Raw genomic sequence first — 23,598 nt, 5'->3', positions numbered from 1 at the left:
AATGAGCGAGGTCAGCCGGGAGTATTACGGCAGTTACAGCGTGGACGACGAGGACCAGTTGCAGTCCTCCGACACGCTCGACGGGCGTGGAGTGGCCGATCTGCTCGACGAGGGCTACTCGCCGCCGGAGAAGTGGTCGGCCGGTGAGGGGTTCGGTACGACCGCGGCGGAGGCGCTTCGCGGTGAGACCTTCGAGCAGCGGCTCGCGCAGGAGGAGCCGGACATCGATCCGTACGCCGTACCGCCGGAGGACGTGGACGGCCCGGAGATCGGCAGAGATCGCGCCGGCCGGCTGGTGGCTCCGGACGAGGGGTCGCACTTCGACCTCGAGGAAGAGCTCGTCGCCGCCGACGTCGGCATCGACGGCGGCGCCGCGAGTGCTGAAGAAGCGGCGATCCACGTCGTGGACGACGAACCGTTCGAACTCGACGAGCTCGACTCATGAGAACGCTGACGAACGACCCCGCCCGCAGCCTGACCGTGCTCGAGAACGACGAACTGCGAAGGTACGAGCTACTCGCCGCGGGCACGACGGTAGGAACCCTCGACTTCCGCCTCCTCGGCCGGCGACGTGTCCTCGGGCATACCGAGATCGCGGCCGATCAGCGCGGCCGCGGACTCGGGACAGCACTGATCAAGGCGGTCCTGGACGACCTCATCACCACGGGCGTCCGGGTCACGAACTACTGTCCCGCGGTCGAGCGTTTCCTCCAGGTCAACCCGGAGTACGTCGTCGTGCTCGATCCGGCCCACCCGCCGGTAGCGGCGGACCACAAGCAGCAGGCCCCGCTGCAGCAGCTCGTCCACGCACAGCACTCCAGGCTCAGAGAACTCGCTGCGCGCTCCCAAGATCCGAACGTCGACCGATTCGAACAGCGTCGCATCATGGACCAGTTCACGGCCGTCGCCGCACAGCATGCAGCGGCCGTCGCCGACGTACTGCTCGCCGCCGCCCGGACGTCCGCCGGTGAGGATGCCGCGGTCCTGCTCGGCAATCTCAAACAGCTCGAGCAGGCGCTGCGAGTGCTCAAGGGCAGGGCGTACGGCGACGCACGCTTCCTCAATCTCAGCGCCGCCAAGACCTGGCAAGAAGCCGAACGCCTCCTGACCGAGCACGAATCGACGGAGGCGCGGATCGTGTCCGGTCTCGAGCAGCTCCACGGCACCGACCACGCGACCGACCTGGCCCGCACGCTGGCGCAACGGCAGTGGAGCTCGCCGACGCGACCGCACCCCAACTCGCCGCACACCGGTGTCGCCGGACGGGTCGCGCGTCAGCTCTGGCGGATCGCCGACTCCACGTGGGACGAGCTGGAAGGACGCGGGCTCCCGACCGAACCGGTCGAGCCCGTCAATCAGCACTCGGCCTTCTCCCATTACCTGTTCGGGACCCCGGACGACGGCACCACAACTCACCAAGGAGAAACTCATGAATGACTACTTCGAAGGGCGCAAGCTCATCGTGGTCGGTGGAAGCAGCGGGATGGGCCGGCAGACGGCACTGGACGTCGTCGCGCGTGGCGGCGAGGCGGTGATCGTCGGGCGTCAGCAGGACAAGGTCGACGCGACGGTCGCCGAGCTCGGCAAGAACGGCAAGGCCTGGGGCATCACCGCGGACCTGGCCGATCGCCGGCAGGTCGAGGAGGTGCAGCACCAGCTCGCCGCCGAACACTCCGACGCGACGCTGCTGGTCAACGCGGCCGGGTTCTTCATCCCCAAGGGATACCTCGACTACAGCGGCGAGGACTACGACTCGTACCTGGAGCTGAGCCGGGCCACCTTCTTCCTCACGCAGACCGTCGTACGGGGAATGCAGGCCGCGGGTTCCGGCGGCGCGATCGTCAACATCGGCAGTATGTGGGCCCATCAGGCGATCGCCGCGACGCCGGCAACCGGCTACTCGATGGCGAAGGCCGGCCTGCACGCACTGACACACAACCTCGCGATGGAACTGGCGGCCGACGGTATCCGCGTCAACGCGGTGGCTCCCGCGGTGGTGGCTACGCCGTTGTACGAAGGGTTCGTTCCCGCCGACAAACTCGAGGAGACCGTGAAGAGCTTCGACGGCTTCCACCCGCTGGGACGGGTCGGAACCGCCCAGGACATCGCGTCCTCGATCGTGTTCCTCCTCTCCCCGGAGGCCGGCTGGATCACCGGCGCGATCCTGAACGTCGACGGCGGCGTCATGGCCGGTCGCAACTGACAACTCCGGCGGCCGCACTCGGACGAGCGCGGCCGCCGGACCGTTCTGAAAGGAATCACAGTGCGTGCATCGATCGACGGCGTTCTGATCGCCGACGCTTCCCCGGAACACATCATCACGATCGAAGGGAGCCACTACTTCCCTCCGGACTCACTGACCATCGGGACCTTGAAGGAGAGCCCGACTCCCTACGTCTGCCCGTGGAAGGGGGCGGCTCGTTACTACAGCGTCGAGACACCGCACCACGAGTACGTCGACGCGGCCTGGAGTTATCCGCATCCCAAGCGATCCGCGATCGAAACGGTCGGACACGATTTCACGGCGTACGTGGCCTTCGACACCACCCGAGTAGCCCTCGAGTAGACCGCCAGGTCCTACTGCCGGTCATGCGACCTGCTGCTCCGGCAGGTAGCCGGCTTCGACCAGAGCTGTCCGCAGCTTGCGGCGGGCATCGAACATCGTCTTGTAGATCGCGTTGTGCGTCGATCCGAGCTGATCGGCGAGCACATCCGTCGGCATCCCGTTCAGCACCAGCGCGACGAAGACCATCCGCTGCTTGGCGGTCAGAGTCTCGTTGACGGCGCGATGTACGGCCTGCATGAGATCCCGGCTCTCGGCATGCGCTTCCGGCTCGATGCCGAGCCGGGCCGGCAAACGCTCCCAGTCCTCGTCGTCGAACGCGACGCCGCCGCGCTGCCAGAAGTGCCGGTTGACCTTGGCGGCCACGTCGAAGATCACGAACTTGTACGCCCACGTGGTGAACTTGCAGTCGCCGCGGAAGGTGCCGACCTTGCCGCAGATCGTCAGGAGCGCGTCCGCGGCGGCCTGGTGGGCGATGTCGTCCAGCTCCGGGCCGCCGAGCCGCAGCCGGGCGGCACGGCGCCCGGCCTCGGACCGTGCCGCCCTCAAGAGAACGTCGTACAGGCGACGACTCGCGGCTTCCCACCGATCCCCGTCGCTACTCAGGTCGCGAACCCAGAGCTGGTTCTCCCCTGCAACCTCTGGAGAGACGACCCGCACCTGCGTCAAGGACTCGGAACTCTCTCTCTTCATTGGACTCTCCCGCGATCAGCACACCGACCGATGGTCGATAACTTGGACTATATAGTCCATTAGACGCTTCGTCCAACCTGTGCAATCGCCCGATTCAATAGGCGACTACCGGTCAAGGGATTTCGTCAAACAGGTCTAGATCGTCCTATTCGACGGAGGCGCAACGCTCGAGCCGTAGATCCAGACCAGCCAGGGGACCACCGGGCTGCTGCAAGGCGCTGCCGGTCGCCAAGCCACCCAGGTCAACGGATGCGTAGCCGATGCCGTCAATGAGGGCACCGACCTCCGTTCTGGCGTCCGCGTCGTCACCGGACAGGAACATCACCCGCCGCCCGGTCGTGGTCACGGGAGGCAGGGCCAGCACAGCTGCAGACAACGTACAGAAAGACTTGACCACCCTCGCGCCGGCAGCGGACGCCTGCACGACCTCGCTCGACGTGAGGCTGCCGAAGTCACGTGATTCCGGTAGTCGCAGGCGGCTCGCAGGTGCTGTGGCGTCCACGAGGATCCGACCGTGCCATGGGGGCAGTTGCTCGAGCAGCGGAATGACCACCGGCCAGGGGATCGCGAGCACGACGAGATCCGCAGCCGCGACTTCGCTCGTCTCGAGCGCGCTCACCCTTGGCCCGAGCTCCTGCACGAGGGATTCCAGGGTGGCCGGCCCACGGCTGTTGCAGAGTACGACGTCCTGGCCCGACGCGACGACATGCGCGGCCAGAGCTCGCCCCACCGCACCTGAGCCCACGATGCCGATCGTCGCCGCCATCCATCCCCTCCCGATTCCCCCTCCACCGGAGGGCCGTGCGCTGGTCGCTACTCGTACCGGCCGTCGAATGTCACGCCGTCGTTGAGCCCGGTGAACCGAAGTCCGACGATCCGCGTGTCCTCGACGATCCAGCGAAGCGCGTAGCAGGCCCGGTACGACGGCGGCCAGAACGAGCAGAACCACCCCTGGTCGTCGACGTACCACTCCCCCGCACTGTCGCCGCCGCGCTCGGTGTAGGTCGTCTTCCCGTCGCCGGCGAAGACCTGGGCCGCCCCGTCGGCGTACACCAACCGTCCGGCGGTCACAGCCTTCGGGATGTCAGCAGCCGCGACCGCCGCGCCGTCCTCAGCCCAGATTCCCTGCAGTACGTGAGTCATCGCGACCAGCACCTTCCATTGACACCATACTGGACCATCTAGTCCTTGTTCTGAGTGCAGCAACCTTCTCATAATAAGACTACCTGCGACAGCATGTGGGCGATAAGAGGACGATATAGTTCTTTCATCCCAACTGATGACCCGCACTCAGAGGTGCACGCCATGGCTGACCAGCAACTCCCCACAGCGGTCGAGTGGTTCGACTCGCGGACGGGGATCCTCCGATCGGGCGCGAAGAAGGACGGGTCAGGACGCCGAGTGGCGCTCCACGAACCGGCGGAGAGACGGACACCTCGCTAGGCCTCCACCAGCTCCGATGTCTTCTGAAGGAACACCATGATCCCGGACCAGCCCACCGACGAGGCCACCGTGCCTTGCCTCGATTCACCGCAGCAACTGGCCGAGTGGGCCGACAGTCTCGTCGCCCATCACCGGCGGCACCTGGACTCGAAGACAGGACCTGTCCGGCACACGTCCCCTACTCATCCTGCCGGCATCGATGCCTTGTCCGCCGCCCGGACGCTTCGGATCTGGGATGACCTCTCGGCCGGATTCACCAGCCTCCAGCGCAACAATCTGCTGGTCTGCGGCGCCGATCCGGCAGCGTTGGCCACAGCCTTCGCGGCCGCGCTCCAAGGCGGCTACCTCTTGTCGCTGACGACCCGCAGCATCACCCCACTCGAGATCGCCGCCGAGATGGCGCTGGCACAGGTCGCGAGGAGCTTGGTCAGCGAGTCTCCGCGGGACCCCGGCAAAGAGTGAGGGCGTGCCCACCGCCTCAGCGATGGACACGCCCTCAGGTGTCAGGTACTTACGCGGTGCCGCGACGTGGGAGAACCCAGTTCGGCCTGGCGAAGTGACAGGTGTAGCCCGCCGGGTAGGTCTGCAGGTAGTCCTGGTGCTCCGGCTCGGCCTCCCAGAACGGACCCGCAGGCTCGATCGTCGTCACAGCCTTGCCCGGCCACAGCCCGGACGCATCGACGTCCGCGATCGTCTCGCGGGCGGTCTTCTCCTGCTCAGGCGTGAGCGGGAAGATCGCCGACCGGTAGCTGGTACCGACGTCGTTACCCTGCCGATTCAGCGTCGACGGGTCGTGGATCTGGAAGAAGAACGCCAAGATGTCGCGGTACGTCGTACGCGCCGGGTCGAAGACGATCTCGACCGCCTCCGCGTGCCCGGGGTGGTTGCGGTACGTCGCGTGGTCGTTCCGCCCGCCGGTGTAGCCCACGCGCGTGTCGAGGACGCCCGGCTGCTTGCGGATCAGGTCCTCCATACCCCAGAAGCACCCTCCGGCCAGAACCGCCGTCTCGGTGCCGGGCTTACGGGTGATCTCTCCCGTGTCGTGAATTCCACTGGTCACGATGCGTGCTCCTCCGTGCTGGTGGCCTCGAACAGTGACCGGTACTCGCCGTAGCCCTGTGCCTCGAGCTCGGCCACCGGGACGAACCGCAGTGCGGCGGAGTTCATGCAGTATCGCTGACCGCCTGCGTTGACCGGGCCGTCGTCGAACACGTGACCCAGGTGGCTGCCGGCTCCGGTGGACAGTGCCTCCGTGCGGATCATCCCGTACGTCCTGTCGGTCTCCGTCCGGACGGCGTCCGCCGCGATCGGCCGGGTGAAGCTCGGCCAACCCGTGCCGCTGTCGTACTTGTCGACCGACGAGAACAGGGGCTGTCCGGAGACGACGTCCACGTAGATCCCGGCCTCGTGGTTGCCCCAGTACTCGTTCCGGAACGCGGGCTCGGTGCCGCCCTCCTGAGTGACCCGGAACTGCTTGTCGGTGAGGCGACTGAGCGCCTCCGAAGTCTTCCGGTAGTCGTGAGACACGATTCCTCCCTCTCTGACGCCGCTGGCTGCGCCGTCACCATGCACAACATCACAGGTGGTTGATTTGGTCCCGCGTTCCGCGGAACCAGCTGTGACCGCGGTCTCACTTCGGAGGGAGTTCGTCTTCCTGCACCAGGGCCAGTAGCCCCTCCACATCCTCCGCACACGGTCCACAGGCCGCCAGGTGTGCAGCCACCCCTGGATATCGCTCGGTGGCGTCGACGCCGGCGGCCAGCAACTCGGCGTACAGGTGCATGACGGCCATGGCCGCATCGCACCCGACGTCGCCCGGGTCGGTGGCCAGGAAGCGCTCGAGCCTCTCTCGCGACCCGGTCATGACCGTTCACCTCTATCTGTCTGTGATCAGCAGCCCGTTCTGATAACTGTTAGTGGTCGCCTGACTCGGAATCTTACGCGCAGCATCAGGGAGCGATCTCGAGCCGGGTGATGAGGCCGTCGGCGAGCTTGAAGCGGTAGATGAGATCGACGACACCGCCTGGGAAGTCGCCCTCGAGGTGGTTGGTGACGACGTAGTGGCCGTCGTCGAACTTCTCCACGTGGGTCGCCGTGACCGTGTAGGTGTACTTGCCGGACTCCGCTTCGCGCCAGTGGTGGATCTCGTCGTGACCGGTGTAGGTCTTCTCGTTGTCGATCACGGTGGCATCGGGCGCGAAAGCCGCGAGCAGGTCGTGAGCGTTCGCCTTGTGCTGCGGATCCGCTTCACGCAGGAACCTCATGATCGCGTGCGGCAGCTGCATGGCCAGCTCGTCCGCGGTCGGGTCGGGCGGGGTCTGGATCGTCATCTGGTGCCTTCCATTGGAGGGGTTGAAACAGCAAGGAGCTATGCCGGCGGCGGCATCGGCACTGCGATTCCTGGCGCATCGATGCAGTACATGCCGTGCCGCTCGCTGAGCATCAGCAGGATCGTGTCGCAGTCCCTGCACCGGGCGACCGTGCCGGGCCCGGACGCGCGTACGTCACCTTCCTGTCCCGCCGAAGCGTTCTGTCCGGATCCGTCCGGGGTCGTGTCCCAGAGCCACCAGGCCCGCCGCTGCCGTCTCGACGAACGCGGTCGGCCCGCAGATATAGGTGAGCGGGTCTTCCGTGACCGGCCACGCGGTCGTCGACAAGAGCATCGGATCGATACGCCCGCGATAGCCCTGCCAGTCGTCCGGAGCGTCGCGGGTCAGCGTGATCGAGACCTCGACGAGGTCGTCCGCGGCCAGCTTGCGGAGTTCTTCACGGTAGATCAACAGCTCGAGCGAGCGTGCCGAGCACAGGAGACGGACAGGCACGCTGCTGCCGCTCGCTCGGTGATGCCGCAGCATCGACCGGAACGGGGCCAGTCCTGATCCGCCGGCGACCAGGAACAACGGTCCACCGGACTGCTCGTCCCAGGCGAAGTACCCGCCGACCGGACCCCGCAACTCGAGTTCGTCGCCTGGCCGCAACTCGTCCACCAGGTACGGCGACACCTCGCCGTCGTCGAGTCTCTCGACGGTCAGCGACACGTACGCGTCCTCAGGCGCCGACGCGATCGAATAGCTCCGCTCCGTCTGGTACCCGTCGGGTGCCGTCAGGCGTACGTCGACATGCTGGCCCGCGCGGTGCCCGGGCCAGTCCTGCAGTTCCAGCGTGATGGTCTTCACCCGCGGTGTCTCGACGGTCATCGAGACCACCGTTCCGGTCTGCCAGGTCAGTCGCCCTGGTAGCGCTGCTCTTTCCACGGGTCTCCATAGTTGTGATAGCCGAACATCTCCCAGAAGCCGGGCTGGTCCGCAGCACGCAACTCCAGACCGCGGATCCACTTCGCGCTCTTCCAGAAGTACAGATGCGGTACGAGAAGTCGTGCCGGGCCGCCGTGTTCAGGGTCGAGCGGCTGTCCGTCGTACTCGTCGACGATCCAGGCCTTCCCGCCGCGCAGATCCGCCAGCGGGACGTTCGTCGTGTAGCCGCCGTCGCAGAACGCCAGCGCATGCGATGCCTGGGTCGGCGCGGCATCGAGCAGGGTATCGAGCGAGACACCCGACCAGGTCGTGTCCAGCTTCGTCCACTTCGTCACACAGTGGATGTCGACGGTCACCTTCTCGTGCGGCAACGCCCGGAAGGCCTGCCACGACCACGAGACCGGTCGATTGACGAGTCCACGGATCATGAAGTCCCACTTGTCCAGTGGCGTGTACGGCGTCGGTCCGGCCGACAGCACCGGGAAGTCCCGGGTCACGTACTGCCCGGGCGGAACCCGCGACGACTCCGCCGGACGCCGGCCGACGAATCCCCGGCTGACCGCCATCAGGCCTTCTCACCGAGCTGAACACGCAGCAACCACTGATGCTTCTCCAGCGTCGCGACAACCCTGACCAGTACGTCCTGTGTCACCAGATCCGCGGCGCCGACCGAACCCAGCCGCTCACGGATCCGCTCCGCCACGGCCGCAACCCGCCGACCCAGCTCCCACACCACTGCATGATCAGGCAGCGACCCCACCCGGACGGGTTCGACCCGCGATCCGGCGGCCACCGCCGAGCTCTGTCCATCGGGTACGACGCCCAAGGTCACCGCACGCTCGGCAACGACATCCGCGAGTTCGCGCCACTCCCCCACCAACTCGTCGAGGAACACGTGTACGCCGTGGGCAGCCGCTCCGACGACGCTCCAGTGCAGCTGCTTGCCGAGCAGCGACAGGTCGATCAGGTCTTGGAGCACGACCTGGAGCTCCGCGCCGACTGCCGCGCGCTCATTCGGGTTCTCCAACGGCGGCAAGTGCACCGAGTTGGCAACAGATTCCATAGTCATACCTCTCTGGTGTCACGGCGGCCACCGGACCTTTCCTCACCAGCCGGGCAATCGCAGCGGTAAGAACCAACCCGCTCCGGACACCAACGATGGGCACCACACCCGCTGACGCAACAAGAAGGCACGTCACATCCAGCCGACCCACTTCTACGTCATCGCCACACCGGAAGGTAAGCAGCAACTGGCGGACAACCTCGGCGAGCGGTTCCAGGACAACGCACCGGCGAAACAGGAGCTGTGGGAGTCGATGACCCGCGACTTCCTGAGCCTGCGCAACTACGGCTTCAAGGACGTCAACCACTGGATGGAGAAGCAGACCTACATGGCCTTGGGCCTGACGATGATGGCCGCCGCCGAGCTCGGTGTCGAGGCCATGCCGCTCGAGGGATTCGACCCGGCCAGCGTCGACAAGGCCTTCAAGATCCGCGAAACCGGACACTCCACCACAGTGTTGCTGGCACTCGGCTACCCGGACCCCGAGAAGCACTACAGCAACCCGATCTCCCGATTCGACAGCGACGAACTCTTCACCTTCGTCTGAGCACAGGAGAAACCATGAAAAACGCTCTCGCGATCGCGGCCGTCTCGGGCCTTGCTTTGTCGATCGGACTCGTCACGACCCCTGCCACCGCGTCACCTGCTTCGGTGTCCCAAGGCATGGTCTTCGTCCAGAACGACGATCCCGCAGGCGGCAACCAGGTCGTGGCCTACCAGCGCTCCGCCGACGGATCCCTGCACCAGGCCGGCACGTACCCGACGGGCGGCCTCGGCGGAAGCCTCGAAGGCGCAGTCGTCGACCGGCTCGCCTCGCAAGGGTCGCTCACCTACGACGAGGCACATCGCACGCTGTACGTCGTCAACGCGGGCAGCAACACCGTGACGGTGTTCGGGGTCGTCGGCGACCGGCTCGTCCGTCGCCAGGTCATCAGCTCCGGGGGTACGTTCCCCGTCAGCATCGCCATCCACGGCGCTGAGGTGTACATCCTGAACGCGCGCGCAGGCGGCGCCGTACAGGGGTATCTCAGCGTTCTCGGCCGCCTGGTTCCACTGCACAACGAACATCGCGCTCTCGGCCTTCCGGTCACTACGGGCGCGCAGGAGTTCACGCACACCCCCGGCCAGATTGTCGTGACTCCGGACGGTTCCTCCGTGATCGTGACGACCAAGGCGGCAGGCAGCAGCCTGCTCGTGTTCGGTCGCTACGGCCTCGCCCGGCTCACGAAGTGGCCCACCGTCGTCGACGACGCCGGCAACGTTCCGTTCGCCGCGGTCTTCGACCGCTTCGGCCACCTGGCCGTGGCGGAGGCCGGCACGAATGGGGTCGCGACGTACGCCGTCGATCGTGAACATGGCCTTCGCCTCCTGAACCGGACCGCGACCGGCCAGACGGCGACCTGCTGGATTGCCGTTGCTGGCAGCAACTACTACCTGTCCAACGCGGGCAGCAACTCGTTGTCCGGCTACCACGCGGAGCGCGACGGCTCACCTACCGCCCTCGGCAACACCGCGACAGGCGAGGGCACCGTCGACGCCGCCGTCACCCCGGACAACCGCTACCTCTACGTCCAGACCGGAAAGACCGGAGCTGTCGACGCCTTCCGGATCCAGCCCGACGGCTCCCTCAGCAAGCTCAGCACCACCGTCGTCCCCCACGCAGCCGGCACCGAAGGCATCGCGACCACCTGAGGACCCGCTCCCCCGACATGCGGCCCACCGCCGGCCCCGAGCGACCGGAGAACGACGGCCGTGCCTGCCGGTGCGCCAGAAGCGACGCGTGGGCTCAGTCCGCGGGCGCGTCGAAGTCGAGGTCGGCGGCGATGTCGAGGGCGATGATCGCGCAGTCGAGTGCTTCGAGTGTCGGATTCTCAACCGTCGGCTGACCGTAGATGCACAGGGCCTGGCGTCTGTCGGACGTTCTGCCGGCGATCTCGACGCCGCCGTCCTCGTCGTACAGCAGCGCCCAGCCCTGCTCCCCTAGGTGGGCGAGCGCATGTTCGCGATCGGCGCTGTGCAGCGACAGGTGTACCGGTCGCTCCGGATCGTGCAGTCTGTCCGACCAGGCCGCGTCGACCAGTGGGTCCCTCAACGCCTCGACATCGGTCCCGGGGCGCGGCGTCAGCAGATATCCGATCCCGGTGAGCGGGTCGAGGTAGGCGGTGTGCGCCGCGAACTCGACGATCGTGACGTCGACATACCTCGGTACGGCGTGTTCGTTGTCGCGGGGGTTCATGTCCTCAGCTGTTCTTGGTCGAACGGAGCTTCTCGATCAGGCGGCTTCGACGTCGAACACCCGGTCGAGGCCGGTACGACGTAGGACGTCGCCCATCTTCTTGCTCGCGTGCCGGATCACCACTCCGCCGCCCCGCCGCCGGCACACGCGGTGCGTGTCGAGCAGAGCGGCCAGTACCGTCGACGAGATCTGGTCGGCATCGGACAGATCCACGATCACCAGGCAGACCCCGTCCATCACCAGATCACGCAGGCGCCAGCGAAGCGCGGCCGGCCCGTCGCTGACGTCAGCTCCGGGGAGCGTCACGATCGCCCGCGGCGGCAGCGGGCTGTGGACGGTGTCGGTCATCGCGGATCCTTCCGGACATCTTTCCGGGCGTCGTAGTACCACTGTGGAGGTCCGACTTTGAGATCAGGGCTGCGCGCAGTTGACGATCGGATGACGTCGTACCGCGGCCCTTCTTTACGATCGGATGACATGACTGCCGGGGGCCCGGAAAAGCCGCGCCGAGTTGCGAGGATGTGACGATGTCGATGCACGTTCTGGTCGTCGAGGACGACGACCGTATCCGTACCGTGCTACGGCTGGCCCTGGAGGACGAGGGGTACCGGGTCGCCGAGGCCGCCGACACGCCCACCGCGCTCGAGCTGGCCCGCGCCGAGCCGCCCGACCTCATGATGGTCGACCTGATGCTCGGCGAGGTCGACGGATACACCTGCATCCGGGAGGTACGGCGGATCAGCGACATCCCGATCATCATCGTGAGCGCGCGTTCCGACACGCACGACATCGTCGCCGGCCTGGAGGCGGGCGCGGACGACTACGTCACGAAACCGTTCCAGGTCAAGGAGATCACCGCACGGCTGCGGGCGTTGCGCCGCCGGCTGCGGACGAGTACGGACCCGGTCGAGCCGGACATCGTCCTCGACCGGGACCCGGAGCACCACCTGGTGCTGTCCACCGCGCGCGGTGCCGCCGTACTCGACGGGAAGGACGTCCCACTGACCGTCACGGAGTACCGGCTGCTGGCCGAGCTCGCGCAGCCGACCGGGCGGGTGCTGAGCCGGCCGTCGCTGCTGGAGTCGGTCTGGGAGCACGGGTACTACGGTGACGAGCGGATCGTCGACGTCCACATCCGGAGGCTGCGCACGAAGATCGAGCGCGACCCGGGCAAGCCGCAGATCGTCGTCACGGTCCGCGGGATGGGTTATCGGCTGGATCCCCGATGAGGCTCGGGTTGCGGCGCCGGTTGACGCTCGCCTTCGGGTTGATGGCGTTACTGGTGTCGGCGGTGTTCGCGACCAGTACGTACCTGCTGGCACGCGGGTACCTGCTCGCGCAGCGGGAGCGCGTCGTACGGCACCAGGCGTTCGCGGACGCGATCTTCGTCCAGCGCCGGCTGGAGAGTGCGGGCGCGGACGTGTCGGACATCCTGACCGCGTCGGGTACGCCGGCCGGGCACACGATCATCCTGCAGTGGCGCGGGCAGTGGTACGCCTCGGCGCTGGATCAGGGGCGGGACGTCGTGCCGGCAGGTGTGCGGCAGCAGGTCGGCGACGGGCAGGCGGCCGTACAGCGGTTCCGGAACAGTGACGGTCCGGCGATGGTGATCGGCGTACCGGTGCCGGCCGTCGGCGCCGACTTCTACGAGATCGCACCGTTGACGGAGCTGGACGGGACGTTGCGGTTGCTGAGCAGCATCCTGATCGGCGGTGCGCTGCTGGCGACAACCGCCGGCGGGGTACTGGGCGCGTGGGCCAGCCGGTCCGTCGTCACTCCGCTCAACCGGGTCGCGGCCACGGCCGCCTCGATCGCCGGCGGTGAGCTCGACAGCCGGCTCGCGACGACCGACGATCCCGAGCTCGCGACGATCGTCGGATCGTTCAACAGCATGGTCGCCACACTCCAACAGCGGATCAACCGCGACGCCCGGCTCGCCGCGGACGTCAGCCACGAGCTCCGCTCCCCCTTGACCACCCTGGTCGGTAGCGTCGACCTCCTGAACGCGCGGCGCGACGAACTGCCCGAACGCTCGCAACGTGTCCTCGACCTGGTAACTGCTGACCTGCAACGCTTCCGGCGGCTGCTCGACGACCTCCTCGAGCTCGCCCGCGCCGATGCCGGCCTCGACCGACGACCGACGGCCCTCATCGATCTCGACGAACTGCTGCGACAGGTACTCGGCGAGGTCGGCTGCCAGCCGGCGGTCCTCGACGGGGCCGAGCAAGTCCTCGTTGCCGCGGACAAACCGCGGCTCAGCCGCCTGTTCCGCAATCTCTTCGAGAACGCGGAAACTCACGGCGGCGGCCTCACGAGCGTGCAGGTCAACCGCGCCGACGGCGACGTACTGATCCTGGTCGACGACTCCGGTGCCGGAATCCGGCCCGAAGAGCGCGAGCGCGTGTTCGAGCGTTTCGCCACCGGCGCCACCCAACGCCGTTCCTCGTCGGGCACCGGCCTCGGTCTGGCACTCGTCGCGGAAACCGCGGCCGCCCACGGCGGTGCCGTGTGGTGTTCCGCGGCACCCGGCGGCGGGGCCCGGTTCGTCGTACGACTCCCCGAGGCCCAGCCGCTGCCGGAGGCAACCTCATGAGAACCGTGTCGAAAGCGATCGCCGGCTTGCTCACTGCGATCGTGACGCTTGCGGCCTGCGGCGTTCCCGTCCAGTCCACGCCGGAGCCCGTCGAGCCCGGATCTGTGCCCTCTGAGCTCCGCGACGGCGGACAGACCCCGTCTCCGCAGCCGTCCGCGACGACGCACAAGCTCCCGCTGCAAGTCAACTTCGTCCGCAACAACCAACTGGTCAGCATCCGGCGAGAAGAGCCTGCCGGAACACCCGCCGATCGTCTCTCGACGGTGATCAAGGACCTGATCGCCGGTCCGACCAAGACCGAACAAGCCAACGGCATCACCACTGCCTTGCCGCCCGGCCTCACGCTCTCGATCGTGGAGCTGCAGGGCACCAGGGTCGTCCTCCAACTCTCCGGGGACACCGAGGGACGCTCGGCGACCGAGAACGTGCTGGCGGTCGGTCAGATCGTCCTCTCCGCGACCGCACTGCCGTCCGTCGACGAGGTCACGTTCTCCAGAGACGGAGTGCCGGTCGAGGCTCTGCTCGCCGACGGCGCGCTGACGACCGACGCGTTGACGGCAGCAGACTACGCATCGCTGCGCGCGCGGTGACCAACCAAGGCCTCGGCGGTCAGGTCAGCGGGCATGAATTGCATTCTGCAACAGTTGGTCTCGCCAACCCCAACCGTCTCGCTGCCTGGCCGGACTTGGCGACGACACTGCGGAGACTTTGAGATCGGATGACGTTCGGCACCGCCGGCGGGACGTATCCCGGTCTGTCGAGCTAGACAGGTGGCGAGAGGATCGTGGGAGCGGTTTCAGGCACAGGCGGGAGCAGTGGAGCTGAAGATGGGATCTCGCCGTACGATCCGCTCGATACTCGCCGCGGCGGCGCGATCGCTCACCCAAGGACGCCCCCGGACCCAGCCCGACTCGTCGAAGTACGGCGTACTGTCGGACTGGACGGACGCCGAGCTCTACAAGGTCTGGTGCGCGACCGCGGTGGAGCTGCTCAAGGCGTTGCGCACCGAAGAGGCCGACCACACCGGCACGGCCGCCGAGGCTCGCCGGTACCTGCTGGCCGAGATCGAACGCCGCCATCCCGCGGCAACGGCTTCCTGGCTCGCCTCCGACGCGATCCTGTACGGCGAACCGCCGAGGTTTCTGCTGCACGACAGCTGAGCACAACTCTCAATGATGCACTCACCGCTCGTGTCGCAGGTCGGCACTTACGTGCAGAGCCGTGATCGCGTGCTGCAGGTCTTCCAGCACCAGCGGACGACCGGCGCCGGGCCCGGCGCTCAGGCACATCGCCTGGCGGCCGTCGGCCGTGCGTCCGGCCGGCTCGATCAGGCCCTCGCTGTTCTCAAGCAACTTCCAGCCGGCCCGGTCCAGCTCATCGAGGACATGAGCACGGTCCGCACTGTGCAACGAGAGACCACCGGCAGGCCTGTACGTCTCCCAGCCACCCGACCAGGCGACCTCGAGAAACCAATCATCCGGAGCAACCACATCCGTCTCAGGTCGAGGCGCCACGAGCAGGCCGATGCCCGTCAACGGCTCCAGATAGGCCACGTACGCAGCGAACTCAGCCACCGTCACGACCGTTTCCGCTCGCACGCCGTCGAACGCGACACAGACGGTACGCCGACGCCCGACGATCTGCGGTTCACGACTCGGCGCAGCGTCTCCGGTCAAGTTCCGCCGGTAGTAGTACGTGAGCGCGGAGAGCGGAATCCTGCACGTCGACAGACTGTGGACACGCTCCGCCATCAACATCCTTCCGTTCGGGACTCCCCCAACCTTCTCCACCGCGCTTTGAGATCGCCCGATCACCCTCTTTACGATCCGATGACACCGAGCGGTCGCCACCGAGCCAAGTATTGATTGCGGCGGGCCGGCGACACTTTCGGCTCTGCGGCGTTGGCCCGTCGCATGCATGTGCAAGCAACCGGAGACGACACCTCGGCTGTTTCCGACCTCGGAAAGCTCATGGCCCGAAGCGCCGGGCACCTGAGATCAGTCTGCGGTGGCGATGTCACCGTCTCGATCACTCACGGAGACATGCTCGCCGGCGCCCGATCGTTGATGCACTCCACGGGCAGCCAGGACGCCGTCTTCGTTGTCGACCCCGGACGCTACCCCCAGTTCGCGATGCCCGAGTGGAGACACAAGCTGTCCACCTACCTGGGCGCCACACACGTGCACGCGGTCCAGCACGTCATGGACTGACCAAGGGCAATGCTTGAGATCGCTTGGATTTCGTGCCCGCACTGGGCCAATTTCTGGTCTCCGCCAAGGGATTGTCATCACGAGGCTGACTACCAGGGGATGATGCCGTAGCCGCCAGTACGGTCGGCGTTCCAGATGTAGCCCCAGTGGATGCCGTTCGGGCCGTCGTCCGGCAGGGTCGCGAGGTACACGCTTGGCTCCGCGCCTTCGGCCGCCGAGCGGAAGCCGCGGTGATCGTTGAAGTCCGTGGCGGTGAACCCGGGGTTGGCCGCGTTGACCTTGATCGACGTGTCCTGCAACTCCCTGGCGTACATCGCGGTGATCATGTTGAGCGCGGCCTTGGACGACGGGTACTGCATGGTCACCGACGTCTGGCGGAGCGGGTGCGCGGGATCACTCTGCGCGGTGATCGAGCCGACCTCGCTGGAGACGTTGACGATCCGCGCAGCCGGTGCGTGGCGCAGCAGCGGCAGCATCGCGTTGGTCACCGCGACCACGCCGAAGACGTTGATCTCATACACCGCACGCATGTCCTCCAGCGACGTCTCGCTCGGCAGGGAGCGTCGGCGGGCGACGCTCGCGGTGGCCGCGTTGTTGACGAGGATGTCGAGGTGGCCATACTCCGACTCGATCCATTCGGCCGCCTGCTGGATGGACTTGGCGTCGGTGACGTCGAGATGGAGAAAGTGGGCGTCCGCGCCGTCGTCACGCAGTGTCTGCTCCGCCTCGCGGCCGCGCCCGGCGTCACGCGCGCCGACCAGCACGGTCGTGTCCCGTGAGCCGAGCTGGCGTGCGGTCTCGTATCCGATTCCCTTGTTGGCCCCGGTAATGAGGGCGATCTTCGATGCCATTGCTTCACGCTACGGCGACCGCCCCGCTGCGGGGAGAGACCGGCGGAGCCTGGGACTGGCGATACCACCCTGTTGGCTGCGGTATGCGGCAAGGTAGACATATGACAACCGTGAACCGGGACGAGCTGGCGGCGTTCCTGCGGGCCAGGCGCGCCCGGGTATCGCCGCGAGACGCCGGGCTGCCCGAAGTGGGGCGGCGGCGGACGCCGGGGCTGCGCCGCCAGGAGGTGGCCCAGCTCGCCGGGATGTCCATCGACTACTACATCCGGCTGGAGCAGGGCCGTGGGCCGCGGCCATCGCGGCAGGTGCTGTCCGGGCTTGCCCGGGCGTTGATGCTCAGCGGGGACGAGCGAGATTACCTGTTCCGGATGGCGGGCGAGGCCGTGGCGCAGCCGGTCAGGCCCAGCCGCGAGACCACTCCCGGTATCCGGCACCTCCTGGACAGCATGCCGGTCACACCGGCATACGTGGTCGACGCCGCGTACAACGTCCTGGCCTGGAACGCCCTCGCCATCCACTTCATCGGCAACCTGACCGGGCACGCGGACCGGAACATGATCCGATGGACGTTCCGGCGGTCACCGGCCGACCTCGTGTGGGACGACGAGCACTTCCTGCGCTTCACCAGGTCCATGGTCGCCGACCTGCGGGCCAACTACGCCCGCTACCCCGGGGATCCCGAGATCGACAGCCTGGTCAGCGAGATGCTCGCGCTCTCCCCTCGGTTCGCGCAGATGTGGGACGAGTACGACGTGGAGGTCCGCGGGCCGATGCTCAAGCGTGTCAGCCACGCGCAGGCCGGGCCGCTGGAGTTCGAGTGCCAGGTCCTGCACATCGCCGAGACCGGCCAGCGCCTCATCACCTACTGCGCCGCTCCTGGTTCGCCAACAGAATCAGCGTTCACCCAACTGGCCCACACGGCGGGCTGTTGACGCAGATATTGAGACTTGTTGACGTTCCGTGGAGAGACCATCCTCCGGCTGGAGCCCTGCCGTTTCCTGCTCTAGCGTCGCACCAGGCCCGACAGACCTGGCGCGAACTCGGGCCGAGTGGACGCCCGGCCGGCGGCCGTTGAGGGGCGACCGCGGCCGGCGTCCACCAACCGGAACTCCGGGTCCACCCGGGGACGTTCGAGTGGCACACGCTCAGCCAGTGCGGCGCGTGACCACAACGGTCCAGCGAGCCGACGGAGCTCCGGCCACGCTGATCAGGTCTCCACCAACAAGCTGGCGGCGAATCTGCACCAGGCCACACGGAACCTGCATGTCGTCGCCGAACTGTCCCTCGAGCCCGACTCGGCCTCCGCTGCACCGTGAATACAGCATGATGTCCGGATCCGCGGGGACGGCAATCGGAGTCCGGCTGTCACCGGCACCGGACCTGATCGTCAGAACGGTTTCGTCAGGCGGAATGTGAACGATGGTGTCAGGCACACCCACAGCTCGTCCTGGAAACGGATCAGGACTGGCGGCATAGCGGTTCTGGTCGCCGCTCGTGTAGGTGTGCGGTTGGTTGTCGGAAGACGATGCACAAGCCGTTGTCAGAAGCGCACTACCGACCACGCCTCCGACGACCCGCCCAAATGGGGTCAACGTTGGTACCAACTCCTGCGAATCCGGTGCGTCCCTCGAACGCACACCGAGCGATGGAAACGGAACCTCGCCTGGAGTTATTCATCGGAGAATCCTTTCGCTCGGCACAGGGACCCGGCCGCACAGTACTCACGCCACCCTGACACCTGCCCAGTCGGCCGTCCACACAATTACGAGCGCCACCGGCGTACCCAACGCTGCGGTTTGACCCACCGACGAGGGTCGGTGGGTCAAACCTCCCGAACATCGGGTTCAGCTCAGGGACGCCTTCCAGACCTGGTGCTGGTTGTTGTCGCATGCCTGGACGGTGATCGGGCCGGGGCGGGCGGTCGATCCGTCGGCGGTGAGACAGCGACCGTCGGCCTTCAGTTGGTAGTAGCCGACGCCCGCATTGACGAGGTTCCAGGTCTCGCCGGCGCCCTTGTCGCAGGGCTCCACGCGGCCGTCGATCTTCAGACACGCATCGCCGGCGGCGCGGACGGCGTACGAACCCTCACCCAGCTTGCTGACCTGCCAGCGCTGCACCGCTGTCGCGTCGCAACTCCCCTGGCCGGCATGGTCGGTGCCGACCGCGATGCCAAGACAGAGTGCGGTGGCTGCACTGGTCAGTGACGAGGTGGCCCCGTCACGGACCCCGGCGTCGTCGCCGGTGCCGACGCTCGAGCCGGTGTCGAAGTACGCCTTGCACTCCCCGTCGGAGGCCCAGGCGCTGGCGATCTCCAGGACCTTCCGGCCGTCCTCGGACGGCAAGAGGGGCGAGCTGTAGTTGGGGCAGAAGTTGTTGTACGGGTTCGGCACCTCGACCGGCGCGGCGATCTCGTACCAGGGGCCAGTGCCGTTGTCGCTGTTCACGAGGATCGTCCTGCCGTTGCCGTCGGCAACGGAGCCGTCCGCGTTCTGGAGGATCTGCCCGATCAGCAGCAGCTTGCCGTCACGCCTGCCCTCGTTGGCGCTCCAGGCAATCGTCGGCGTATGGGTGAAGTACTTCCCGTCAGCGGTGCGCGGCTGGACACCCCGATCCTTCGGGTCGCCCCAGTTCCATCCGTCCCGCGACGTCCGGGAGAACACCGCACAGTCGTACTGGCCGCCGAGAGCGCAGATCTCGTACGTCATGAAATAGCTGCCGTTCGGCAGCCTCCGGACGATCGGCATCCCCGGGCGGTGCCGCGAATCGTCGCTGGTCACCGTCGCCCTCCGATCGGTCCAGTGCACTCCGTCGGCCGAGCGGACCTCCATCAACTTCTGGTTCTGGGCCGGGTCGGTCTCATCGGAGTAGTGACAGACGAGCTGACCGTCGGCCGCGACGGAGAACTCCGGCTCCCACAAGCCGCGCGTGTTCGTCGCGTCCGCACAGTCGGACAGGTACGACCACGTCCTGCCCAGGTCGTTGCTGCGCCAGATCCGCAAGGACATCGGCCGGTCCGAAGCCCCGACCGAGGCAGACCACAGCAGCGTCCCGGCCGGCAGGTCGCCTACCGCCCGCGGCAGCTCGTACAACGTGGCGCAGCACAGTCCCTGACCGTCCGCGGACTCCGGGTCGGCGACCGCGCCGACCTGACGGAAACTGGCACCCTCGTCGCTGCTCTCGTAGATCGCGCCGAGCCCGTCGCCGTTCCCGACGAACGTGACGACCTCGGCCAGGATCCGGCCATTCGCCGCACCGCTGTGCTGCAACCGGATCGCCCGGGGATACAGCCCCGCTCCGTCGCGAAGCAAGGTACCGCCCGCGCCGTCCCCGACGGCGGCCGGCGCAACCGAGGACACGGCCGGAACACCGGACGCAGTAGGCGAGCCACCGGCGACGCAAGCCGTGGCGACGAGGACGACCGCCGGCAATATCCGCGCCACCGTCCTCGCGAATCCTCGTAACTGGTTCAGCATGGTTTGCAGATCCTCTCTGGGCGGGGGGCGGACGACCACTGCTCTGCAACCCGGGTCATGCAGCGTTGCGCAGCATCCTCGCCGATCCATTACAACGATGCAATAGCCCGTGGAGCTGTCTGAGCTCGGCTGAGGTCTTGCCGAGCAGGCGCCGCGCGACGATCAACTGCTGGATTTGCCCATCCTTCACAGTCAGCATTCCGTCGACGCCATCGCGGGCGGTCGCTCAGGCCCGCCCCTACCCGCTCAGCGATCTCTCCGGCAGCACCATCCCCTGCGTCAAGTAGACCGAGATGGGCGGCATGGCCCTCGCGCGCCTTACGTCGCTCGTGAGCGCGACCTGAAGACGATGCGGTGGCGGGCTCGCGGCCGCCAGGGTGGGTCCATGAACAGCAGATATCTGACAGTGGTTGCCCTGTTGGCGGCAGGGGTTGCGTCGGTGCTCAGTCTGATCGTCGGGCCTGGCGCGGACTATGCGCGGATCTTTCCGCCGCCGTGGCTGGGTCTGGTCGCGGCGGCTCTTGCGGCCGCGTCTGTCACGGTGCGGTGCGGGCGTTCAGGCTTCGGATGGGCGGCGACGGCCGTGTTCTTCGGAGCTTCCGGAGGGGTGATACTCGACGTGTTTCGCGCCTTCTTCGCCGTGACCGGTATCCCGGCGGGTGAGTTCTCGACCGTCGACTGGCCTGGCGCGGTCAGCCGGGCGATCTACCTCGTCGCCGCCTTCGCGACGGTACTATTCACCTCGCAGTCGGCCCGGCCGCCGGTGCGCGCCGGCGGACGGCGGATGCTCGCCTGGGGAGGGGTGGTGTTGTCGGTGCCCTACCCGCTGCTGAAGTTCTTCTGGTGGATGCAGGGTCACGCGAGCGTCGGATTCCCCATCATGGAACTGGTCTCGTTCGGCGCGGCGGCGATCTGGGTCGTCCTGCTCACTACGCCGGCCGGAGGTCGACTGCCCAGGTTCGTTCTCACGATCGGAGGCTGGCTGTCCTCGTTCGCACTCCTGAGCATGGGCGGTCTGATGGTCTTCGGCATGCTGTCGCAGCTCACCGGGCTGGCGAGCGAGGCTGTCGACTTCGGCAGCGAGTCCGCGTCGGTGATCGTGTTCGGGGTGTACGGCTGCTGGTTGGCACTCGGTGTTGTCATGCTGGCGTCTACGCTGTCATTCACGGCGCACAGGCGAAATGAGGTCGCAGTGTGAAGTTCAGCTCGGCTGTCATCGCGATCGTCGCCGCTGTCGTACTGCTGCCCTTCACGGCGGTGATGGCGTTCCAATCGTTGCCGTTAGCAATAGCTTGCGCCGTGACCGCGCTCGCCGCGGCTGCCCACGCAGCCGTCGCCTGGCGCAGTACACGCCCGACACTCGCGCTGGTGCTGGTCGCTACCGCCGTTGCCGGTCAGGCCGTGTTCACGGGACTGTTCTTCCTGTTCCCGTCCACCCTCGTCGTACTGCTCGTGATCTACGCCGCGGCGGCGTACGGGAGTCGGGTGGCCGCTCTCGCCGTCGGGCTCGCGGGCGCCGGCGCAGCCGCCGTGCGCTATGCAATCGATCCCGACGTGGCGGGCTCCGGTTTCGGGCCTGCCCCGTGGATGCTGTTCCTGCTGCTCGGTGCCGTGGTGAGTGTCGCCTGGACCATGGGGCTGCTCCGCCGTTCCCAATTGGATGCCGCAGCACTGGCCGTCGAGAGTGCCGAGTACGAACGCCGGGACCGCGAAAGCCGCGCGGTGGCGGCGGAACGGGCCAGGATCTCGCGCGATCTGCACGACATCCTGGCCCACTCGCTGACCGTCATTGTCGGTCAGTCCCGAGTGGTCCGCTTCGACACCTCCAAATCGGACGCTGCCCTCGACGTTATCGAGTCGACCGCGCGCGCCTCGCTGAGCGAGTTGCGGTCGACGCTGCGGTCGCTCCGCGACACAACGCTTCAACCCCAGGGGACGCTGCCGCAACTGCTGGCGCAGATGTCCAGCCTCGGTCAGCAGGTAGCACATACTGTCACCGGCACACCGCGCACGCTCAGCCCGTCTTCCGAGCTAGCGCTGTACCGCTTTGTCCAGGAAGGTCTGACGAACGCCGCGAAACACGCCCCTGGCGCCGAAGTCCGCTTCCACGAGCACTGGGAGACTGACCGAGTGACGATGACGCTCAGCAACAACGCGCCGGAGGACCGTGCCCCCGGCGTACCCGGACTCGGCCTGGTCGGCATGCGTGAGCGACTCGCGGCCGTCGGCGGTCGTCTGGTGGTCCGCGACGAATGCGGCTTCATCGTCATCGCCCAAGTGCCGTACCTGGTCGCGGAGCCGGCGTGATCAAGGTCTTCGTCGCCGACGATCAGGATCTGGTCCGGGCCGGCGCTGTCGCGACGGTGAACGCACAGCCTGACATGACAGTGGTGGGCGAGGCAGCCGACGGCGAGCAGGCAGTGCGCGGTGCGGCGAGTACCCGGGCCGACGTCGTACTGATGGACCTCCGGATGCCGCTCCTGGACGGGATCGAGGCGACCCGGAGGATCGTCGGATCGGAGCGACCGGCCAAGATCCTCGTACTGACGACGTTCGACGCCGACGAGTACGTGTACGCCGCGCTCCGCGCCGGTGCATCCGGGTTCGTGGTGAAGGACGCGCCGGTCGGCGAAATCGCGAGCGCCGTCCGGGCCGTCCATCGCGGAGACTCAGTACTGTCACCGTCGGTCACACACCGAGTGGTCGAGCAGTTGCTGGCCTTCGCCCCTGACCCTGCCCTGCGACAGGCTGGCGCGGAGCTACTCAGCGACCGCGAGCTCGAGGTCGTCCGCCTGGTCGCGACCGGCCTCAGCAACGCGGAGATCGGCGAGCGCGTCTTCCTGTCCGAAGCCACCGTGAAAACCCACGTCGGCCGCGTCCTGACCAAACTCAGCCTCCGCGACCGAGTCCAAATAGCCGTCTGGGCACACCGCCACGGCCTGGCCCGCTAGTCGCGCGTGTGGTCACAACAAGCCGGCTGACATAGGTGCCACGATCGCATCGGGCCTATTCCGGACGAGCGAGCGGCATGATTGTTGCACCGTGCTCGGTGCGAACACACCGGGACCAGCCGCCCCGTCCACCTTGCTGCGACAGGTGAGGTAGACGGTGCGCACCACAGCGACGACGGCGAGGCACGAGCAGCGGCCACCGGCATGTGGGTCGGTGAATCGGGTACTGGGCGACCGCTGCGGCGGCCAGCAGCGAGCCCGACGCCGC

32 protein-coding genes are annotated in these 23,598 nt (G+C 67.2%); 16 read left to right on the top strand and 16 right to left on the bottom strand.

Annotated features, from left to right (window positions below):
* The first annotated feature begins 1 nt into the window (after nt 1).
* The 4 genes from AB0M51_RS11780 to AB0M51_RS11765 are packed head-to-tail and all read left to right on the top strand — an operon-like array spanning nt 2 to nt 2,566.
* Nucleotides 2-445 carry a DUF5709 domain-containing protein gene (locus AB0M51_RS11780; RefSeq protein ID WP_344187852.1) on the top strand — a complete coding sequence of 148 codons (444 nt, stop codon included), beginning with the start codon at nt 2-4 and terminating at the stop codon, nt 443-445.
* A complete protein-coding gene (locus tag AB0M51_RS11775) occupies nt 442-1,437 on the top strand; it encodes a GNAT family N-acetyltransferase (protein ID WP_344187853.1) in 996 nt (331 codons plus the stop codon). Before AB0M51_RS11780 ends, AB0M51_RS11775 begins: the two co-directional genes overlap by 4 nt.
* Nucleotides 1,430-2,203, top strand: coding sequence for an SDR family oxidoreductase (locus AB0M51_RS11770; RefSeq protein ID WP_344187854.1), 774 nt, complete (start codon nt 1,430-1,432; stop codon nt 2,201-2,203). The genes AB0M51_RS11775 and AB0M51_RS11770 overlap by 8 nt, the downstream gene beginning before the upstream one ends.
* Nucleotides 2,204-2,263: 60 nt before the next feature.
* The gene (locus AB0M51_RS11765) at nt 2,264-2,566 is read left to right on the top strand and encodes a DUF427 domain-containing protein (protein ID WP_344187855.1); all 303 of its coding nucleotides are present in this window, start codon (nt 2,264-2,266) and stop codon (nt 2,564-2,566) included.
* A gap of 21 nt (nt 2,567-2,587) precedes the next feature.
* Here the strand turns inward: AB0M51_RS11765 and AB0M51_RS11760 are convergent, their stop codons facing one another.
* The 3 genes from AB0M51_RS11760 to AB0M51_RS11750 form a co-directional block, all read right to left on the bottom strand.
* Entirely contained in the window at nt 2,588-3,256 is a 669-nt protein-coding gene (locus AB0M51_RS11760; RefSeq protein ID WP_344187857.1) for a sigma-70 family RNA polymerase sigma factor, read from the bottom strand.
* Nucleotides 3,257-3,401: 145 nt separating this feature from the next.
* The gene (locus AB0M51_RS11755; protein WP_363749173.1) at nt 3,402-4,022 is read right to left on the bottom strand and encodes an NAD(P)-binding domain-containing protein; all 621 of its coding nucleotides are present in this window, start codon (nt 4,020-4,022) and stop codon (nt 3,402-3,404) included.
* Between the two features lie 47 nt (nt 4,023-4,069).
* On the bottom strand, nt 4,070-4,399 hold the full coding sequence (locus AB0M51_RS11750) for a hypothetical protein (protein WP_344187859.1): 330 nt from the start codon (nt 4,397-4,399) through the stop codon (nt 4,070-4,072).
* Between the two features lie 336 nt (nt 4,400-4,735).
* On the opposite strand from AB0M51_RS11750, the gene AB0M51_RS11745 reads away from it, so the two are divergent.
* Entirely contained in the window at nt 4,736-5,161 is a 426-nt protein-coding gene (locus AB0M51_RS11745) for a hypothetical protein (RefSeq protein ID WP_344187860.1), read from the top strand.
* Nucleotides 5,162-5,210: 49 nt separating this feature from the next.
* Here the strand turns inward: AB0M51_RS11745 and msrA are convergent, their stop codons facing one another.
* The 7 genes from msrA to AB0M51_RS11710 all read right to left on the bottom strand — a co-directional run bounded on the left by msrA (nt 5,211) and on the right by AB0M51_RS11710 (nt 9,016).
* Nucleotides 5,211-5,672, bottom strand: a complete 462-nt coding sequence (msrA, locus tag AB0M51_RS11740) for a peptide-methionine (S)-S-oxide reductase MsrA (RefSeq protein ID WP_363749476.1) — start codon at nt 5,670-5,672, stop codon at nt 5,211-5,213.
* 83 nt (nt 5,673-5,755) lie between these two features.
* Nucleotides 5,756-6,226 carry a peptide-methionine (R)-S-oxide reductase MsrB gene (gene msrB, locus AB0M51_RS11735; protein WP_344187862.1) on the bottom strand — a complete coding sequence of 157 codons (471 nt, stop codon included), beginning with the start codon at nt 6,224-6,226 and terminating at the stop codon, nt 5,756-5,758.
* 103 nt (nt 6,227-6,329) lie between these two features.
* On the bottom strand, nt 6,330-6,563 hold the full coding sequence (locus tag AB0M51_RS11730; protein WP_344187863.1) for a hypothetical protein: 234 nt from the start codon (nt 6,561-6,563) through the stop codon (nt 6,330-6,332).
* An 85-nt stretch (nt 6,564-6,648) separates the two neighbouring features.
* The gene (locus tag AB0M51_RS11725) at nt 6,649-7,029 is read right to left on the bottom strand and encodes a nuclear transport factor 2 family protein (protein ID WP_344187864.1); all 381 of its coding nucleotides are present in this window, start codon (nt 7,027-7,029) and stop codon (nt 6,649-6,651) included.
* A gap of 174 nt (nt 7,030-7,203) precedes the next feature.
* On the bottom strand, nt 7,204-7,896 hold the full coding sequence (locus AB0M51_RS11720) for a ferredoxin reductase (RefSeq protein WP_344187865.1): 693 nt from the start codon (nt 7,894-7,896) through the stop codon (nt 7,204-7,206).
* 26 nt (nt 7,897-7,922) lie between these two features.
* Complete coding sequence (locus tag AB0M51_RS11715; RefSeq protein ID WP_344187866.1) at nt 7,923-8,519, bottom strand: sulfite oxidase-like oxidoreductase; 597 nt, start codon at nt 8,517-8,519, stop codon at nt 7,923-7,925.
* Nucleotides 8,519-9,016 (bottom strand): DNA starvation/stationary phase protection protein, encoded by a 498-nt coding sequence (locus AB0M51_RS11710; RefSeq protein WP_344187867.1) that lies wholly within the window; start codon nt 9,014-9,016, stop codon nt 8,519-8,521. Before AB0M51_RS11710 ends, AB0M51_RS11715 begins: the two co-directional genes overlap by 1 nt.
* A 136-nt stretch (nt 9,017-9,152) precedes the next feature.
* Here AB0M51_RS11710 and AB0M51_RS11705 point away from each other — a divergent pair, with 136 nt between their 5' ends.
* Entirely contained in the window at nt 9,153-9,563 is a 411-nt protein-coding gene (locus tag AB0M51_RS11705; RefSeq protein ID WP_363749475.1) for a nitroreductase family protein, read from the top strand.
* Nucleotides 9,564-9,577: 14 nt separating this feature from the next.
* Complete coding sequence (locus AB0M51_RS11700) at nt 9,578-10,708, top strand: beta-propeller fold lactonase family protein (protein ID WP_344187868.1); 1,131 nt, start codon at nt 9,578-9,580, stop codon at nt 10,706-10,708.
* Nucleotides 10,709-10,802: 94 nt separating this feature from the next.
* On the opposite strand, the gene AB0M51_RS11695 is transcribed toward AB0M51_RS11700, so the two are convergent.
* Both AB0M51_RS11695 and AB0M51_RS11690 read right to left on the bottom strand, forming a co-directional pair.
* Nucleotides 10,803-11,252 (bottom strand): hypothetical protein, encoded by a 450-nt coding sequence (locus AB0M51_RS11695; protein WP_344187869.1) that lies wholly within the window; start codon nt 11,250-11,252, stop codon nt 10,803-10,805.
* Between the two features lie 36 nt (nt 11,253-11,288).
* On the bottom strand, nt 11,289-11,600 hold the full coding sequence (locus AB0M51_RS11690; RefSeq protein WP_344187870.1) for an STAS domain-containing protein: 312 nt from the start codon (nt 11,598-11,600) through the stop codon (nt 11,289-11,291).
* A 179-nt stretch (nt 11,601-11,779) separates the two neighbouring features.
* On the opposite strand from AB0M51_RS11690, the gene AB0M51_RS11685 reads away from it, so the two are divergent.
* The 4 genes from AB0M51_RS11685 to AB0M51_RS11670 all read left to right on the top strand — a co-directional run bounded on the left by AB0M51_RS11685 (nt 11,780) and on the right by AB0M51_RS11670 (nt 15,005).
* Entirely contained in the window at nt 11,780-12,481 is a 702-nt protein-coding gene (locus tag AB0M51_RS11685; RefSeq protein ID WP_344187871.1) for a response regulator transcription factor, read from the top strand.
* Nucleotides 12,478-13,845, top strand: coding sequence for a HAMP domain-containing sensor histidine kinase (locus AB0M51_RS11680; RefSeq protein ID WP_344187872.1), 1,368 nt, complete (start codon nt 12,478-12,480; stop codon nt 13,843-13,845). The genes AB0M51_RS11685 and AB0M51_RS11680 overlap by 4 nt, the downstream gene beginning before the upstream one ends.
* Nucleotides 13,842-14,435, top strand: a complete 594-nt coding sequence (locus AB0M51_RS11675) for a GerMN domain-containing protein (RefSeq protein WP_344187873.1) — start codon at nt 13,842-13,844, stop codon at nt 14,433-14,435. The genes AB0M51_RS11680 and AB0M51_RS11675 overlap by 4 nt, the downstream gene beginning before the upstream one ends.
* A 237-nt stretch (nt 14,436-14,672) precedes the next feature.
* On the top strand, nt 14,673-15,005 hold the full coding sequence (locus AB0M51_RS11670; RefSeq protein WP_344187874.1) for a hypothetical protein: 333 nt from the start codon (nt 14,673-14,675) through the stop codon (nt 15,003-15,005).
* 21 nt (nt 15,006-15,026) lie between these two features.
* On the opposite strand, the gene AB0M51_RS11665 is transcribed toward AB0M51_RS11670, so the two are convergent.
* A complete protein-coding gene (locus tag AB0M51_RS11665; RefSeq protein ID WP_344187875.1) occupies nt 15,027-15,602 on the bottom strand; it encodes a hypothetical protein in 576 nt (191 codons plus the stop codon).
* Nucleotides 15,603-15,887: 285 nt separating this feature from the next.
* On the opposite strand from AB0M51_RS11665, the gene AB0M51_RS11660 reads away from it, so the two are divergent.
* On the top strand, nt 15,888-16,055 hold the full coding sequence (locus AB0M51_RS11660) for a hypothetical protein (RefSeq protein ID WP_344187876.1): 168 nt from the start codon (nt 15,888-15,890) through the stop codon (nt 16,053-16,055).
* An 89-nt stretch (nt 16,056-16,144) separates the two neighbouring features.
* Here AB0M51_RS11660 and AB0M51_RS11655 read toward each other — a convergent pair whose 3' ends face one another.
* The gene (locus AB0M51_RS11655) at nt 16,145-16,906 is read right to left on the bottom strand and encodes an SDR family oxidoreductase (RefSeq protein ID WP_344187877.1); all 762 of its coding nucleotides are present in this window, start codon (nt 16,904-16,906) and stop codon (nt 16,145-16,147) included.
* A gap of 101 nt (nt 16,907-17,007) precedes the next feature.
* On the opposite strand from AB0M51_RS11655, the gene AB0M51_RS11650 reads away from it, so the two are divergent.
* On the top strand, nt 17,008-17,838 hold the full coding sequence (locus AB0M51_RS11650; protein WP_344187878.1) for a helix-turn-helix transcriptional regulator: 831 nt from the start codon (nt 17,008-17,010) through the stop codon (nt 17,836-17,838).
* Between the two features lie 213 nt (nt 17,839-18,051).
* On the opposite strand, the gene AB0M51_RS11645 is transcribed toward AB0M51_RS11650, so the two are convergent.
* Together AB0M51_RS11645 and AB0M51_RS11640 are read right to left on the bottom strand one after the other, a co-directional pair.
* Entirely contained in the window at nt 18,052-18,339 is a 288-nt protein-coding gene (locus AB0M51_RS11645) for a hypothetical protein (RefSeq protein WP_363749164.1), read from the bottom strand.
* A 411-nt stretch (nt 18,340-18,750) separates the two neighbouring features.
* On the bottom strand, nt 18,751-20,262 hold the full coding sequence (locus AB0M51_RS11640) for a ricin-type beta-trefoil lectin domain protein (protein ID WP_344187879.1): 1,512 nt from the start codon (nt 20,260-20,262) through the stop codon (nt 18,751-18,753).
* Between the two features lie 502 nt (nt 20,263-20,764).
* Between AB0M51_RS11640 and AB0M51_RS11635 the strand changes: the two genes are divergently transcribed.
* From AB0M51_RS11635 to AB0M51_RS11625, 3 genes are read left to right on the top strand one after another with little or no spacing between them, the layout of a single operon-like run.
* Nucleotides 20,765-21,577, top strand: a complete 813-nt coding sequence (locus AB0M51_RS11635) for a hypothetical protein (protein ID WP_344187880.1) — start codon at nt 20,765-20,767, stop codon at nt 21,575-21,577.
* Nucleotides 21,574-22,686, top strand: a complete 1,113-nt coding sequence (locus tag AB0M51_RS11630; protein WP_344187881.1) for a histidine kinase — start codon at nt 21,574-21,576, stop codon at nt 22,684-22,686. Before AB0M51_RS11635 ends, AB0M51_RS11630 begins: the two co-directional genes overlap by 4 nt.
* Nucleotides 22,632-23,330, top strand: a complete 699-nt coding sequence (locus tag AB0M51_RS11625; protein WP_344187882.1) for a response regulator transcription factor — start codon at nt 22,632-22,634, stop codon at nt 23,328-23,330. Before AB0M51_RS11630 ends, AB0M51_RS11625 begins: the two co-directional genes overlap by 55 nt.
* The last annotated feature ends 268 nt before the right edge of the window (nt 23,331-23,598 follow it).

The sequence above is a fragment of the Kribbella sp. NPDC051137 genome (assembly GCF_040682535.1).
In the GTDB taxonomy this organism is placed as follows: Bacteria; Actinomycetota; Actinomycetes; order Propionibacteriales; family Kribbellaceae; genus Kribbella; species Kribbella karoonensis.
This window is presented reverse-complemented; position numbering and strand designations above follow the sequence as displayed.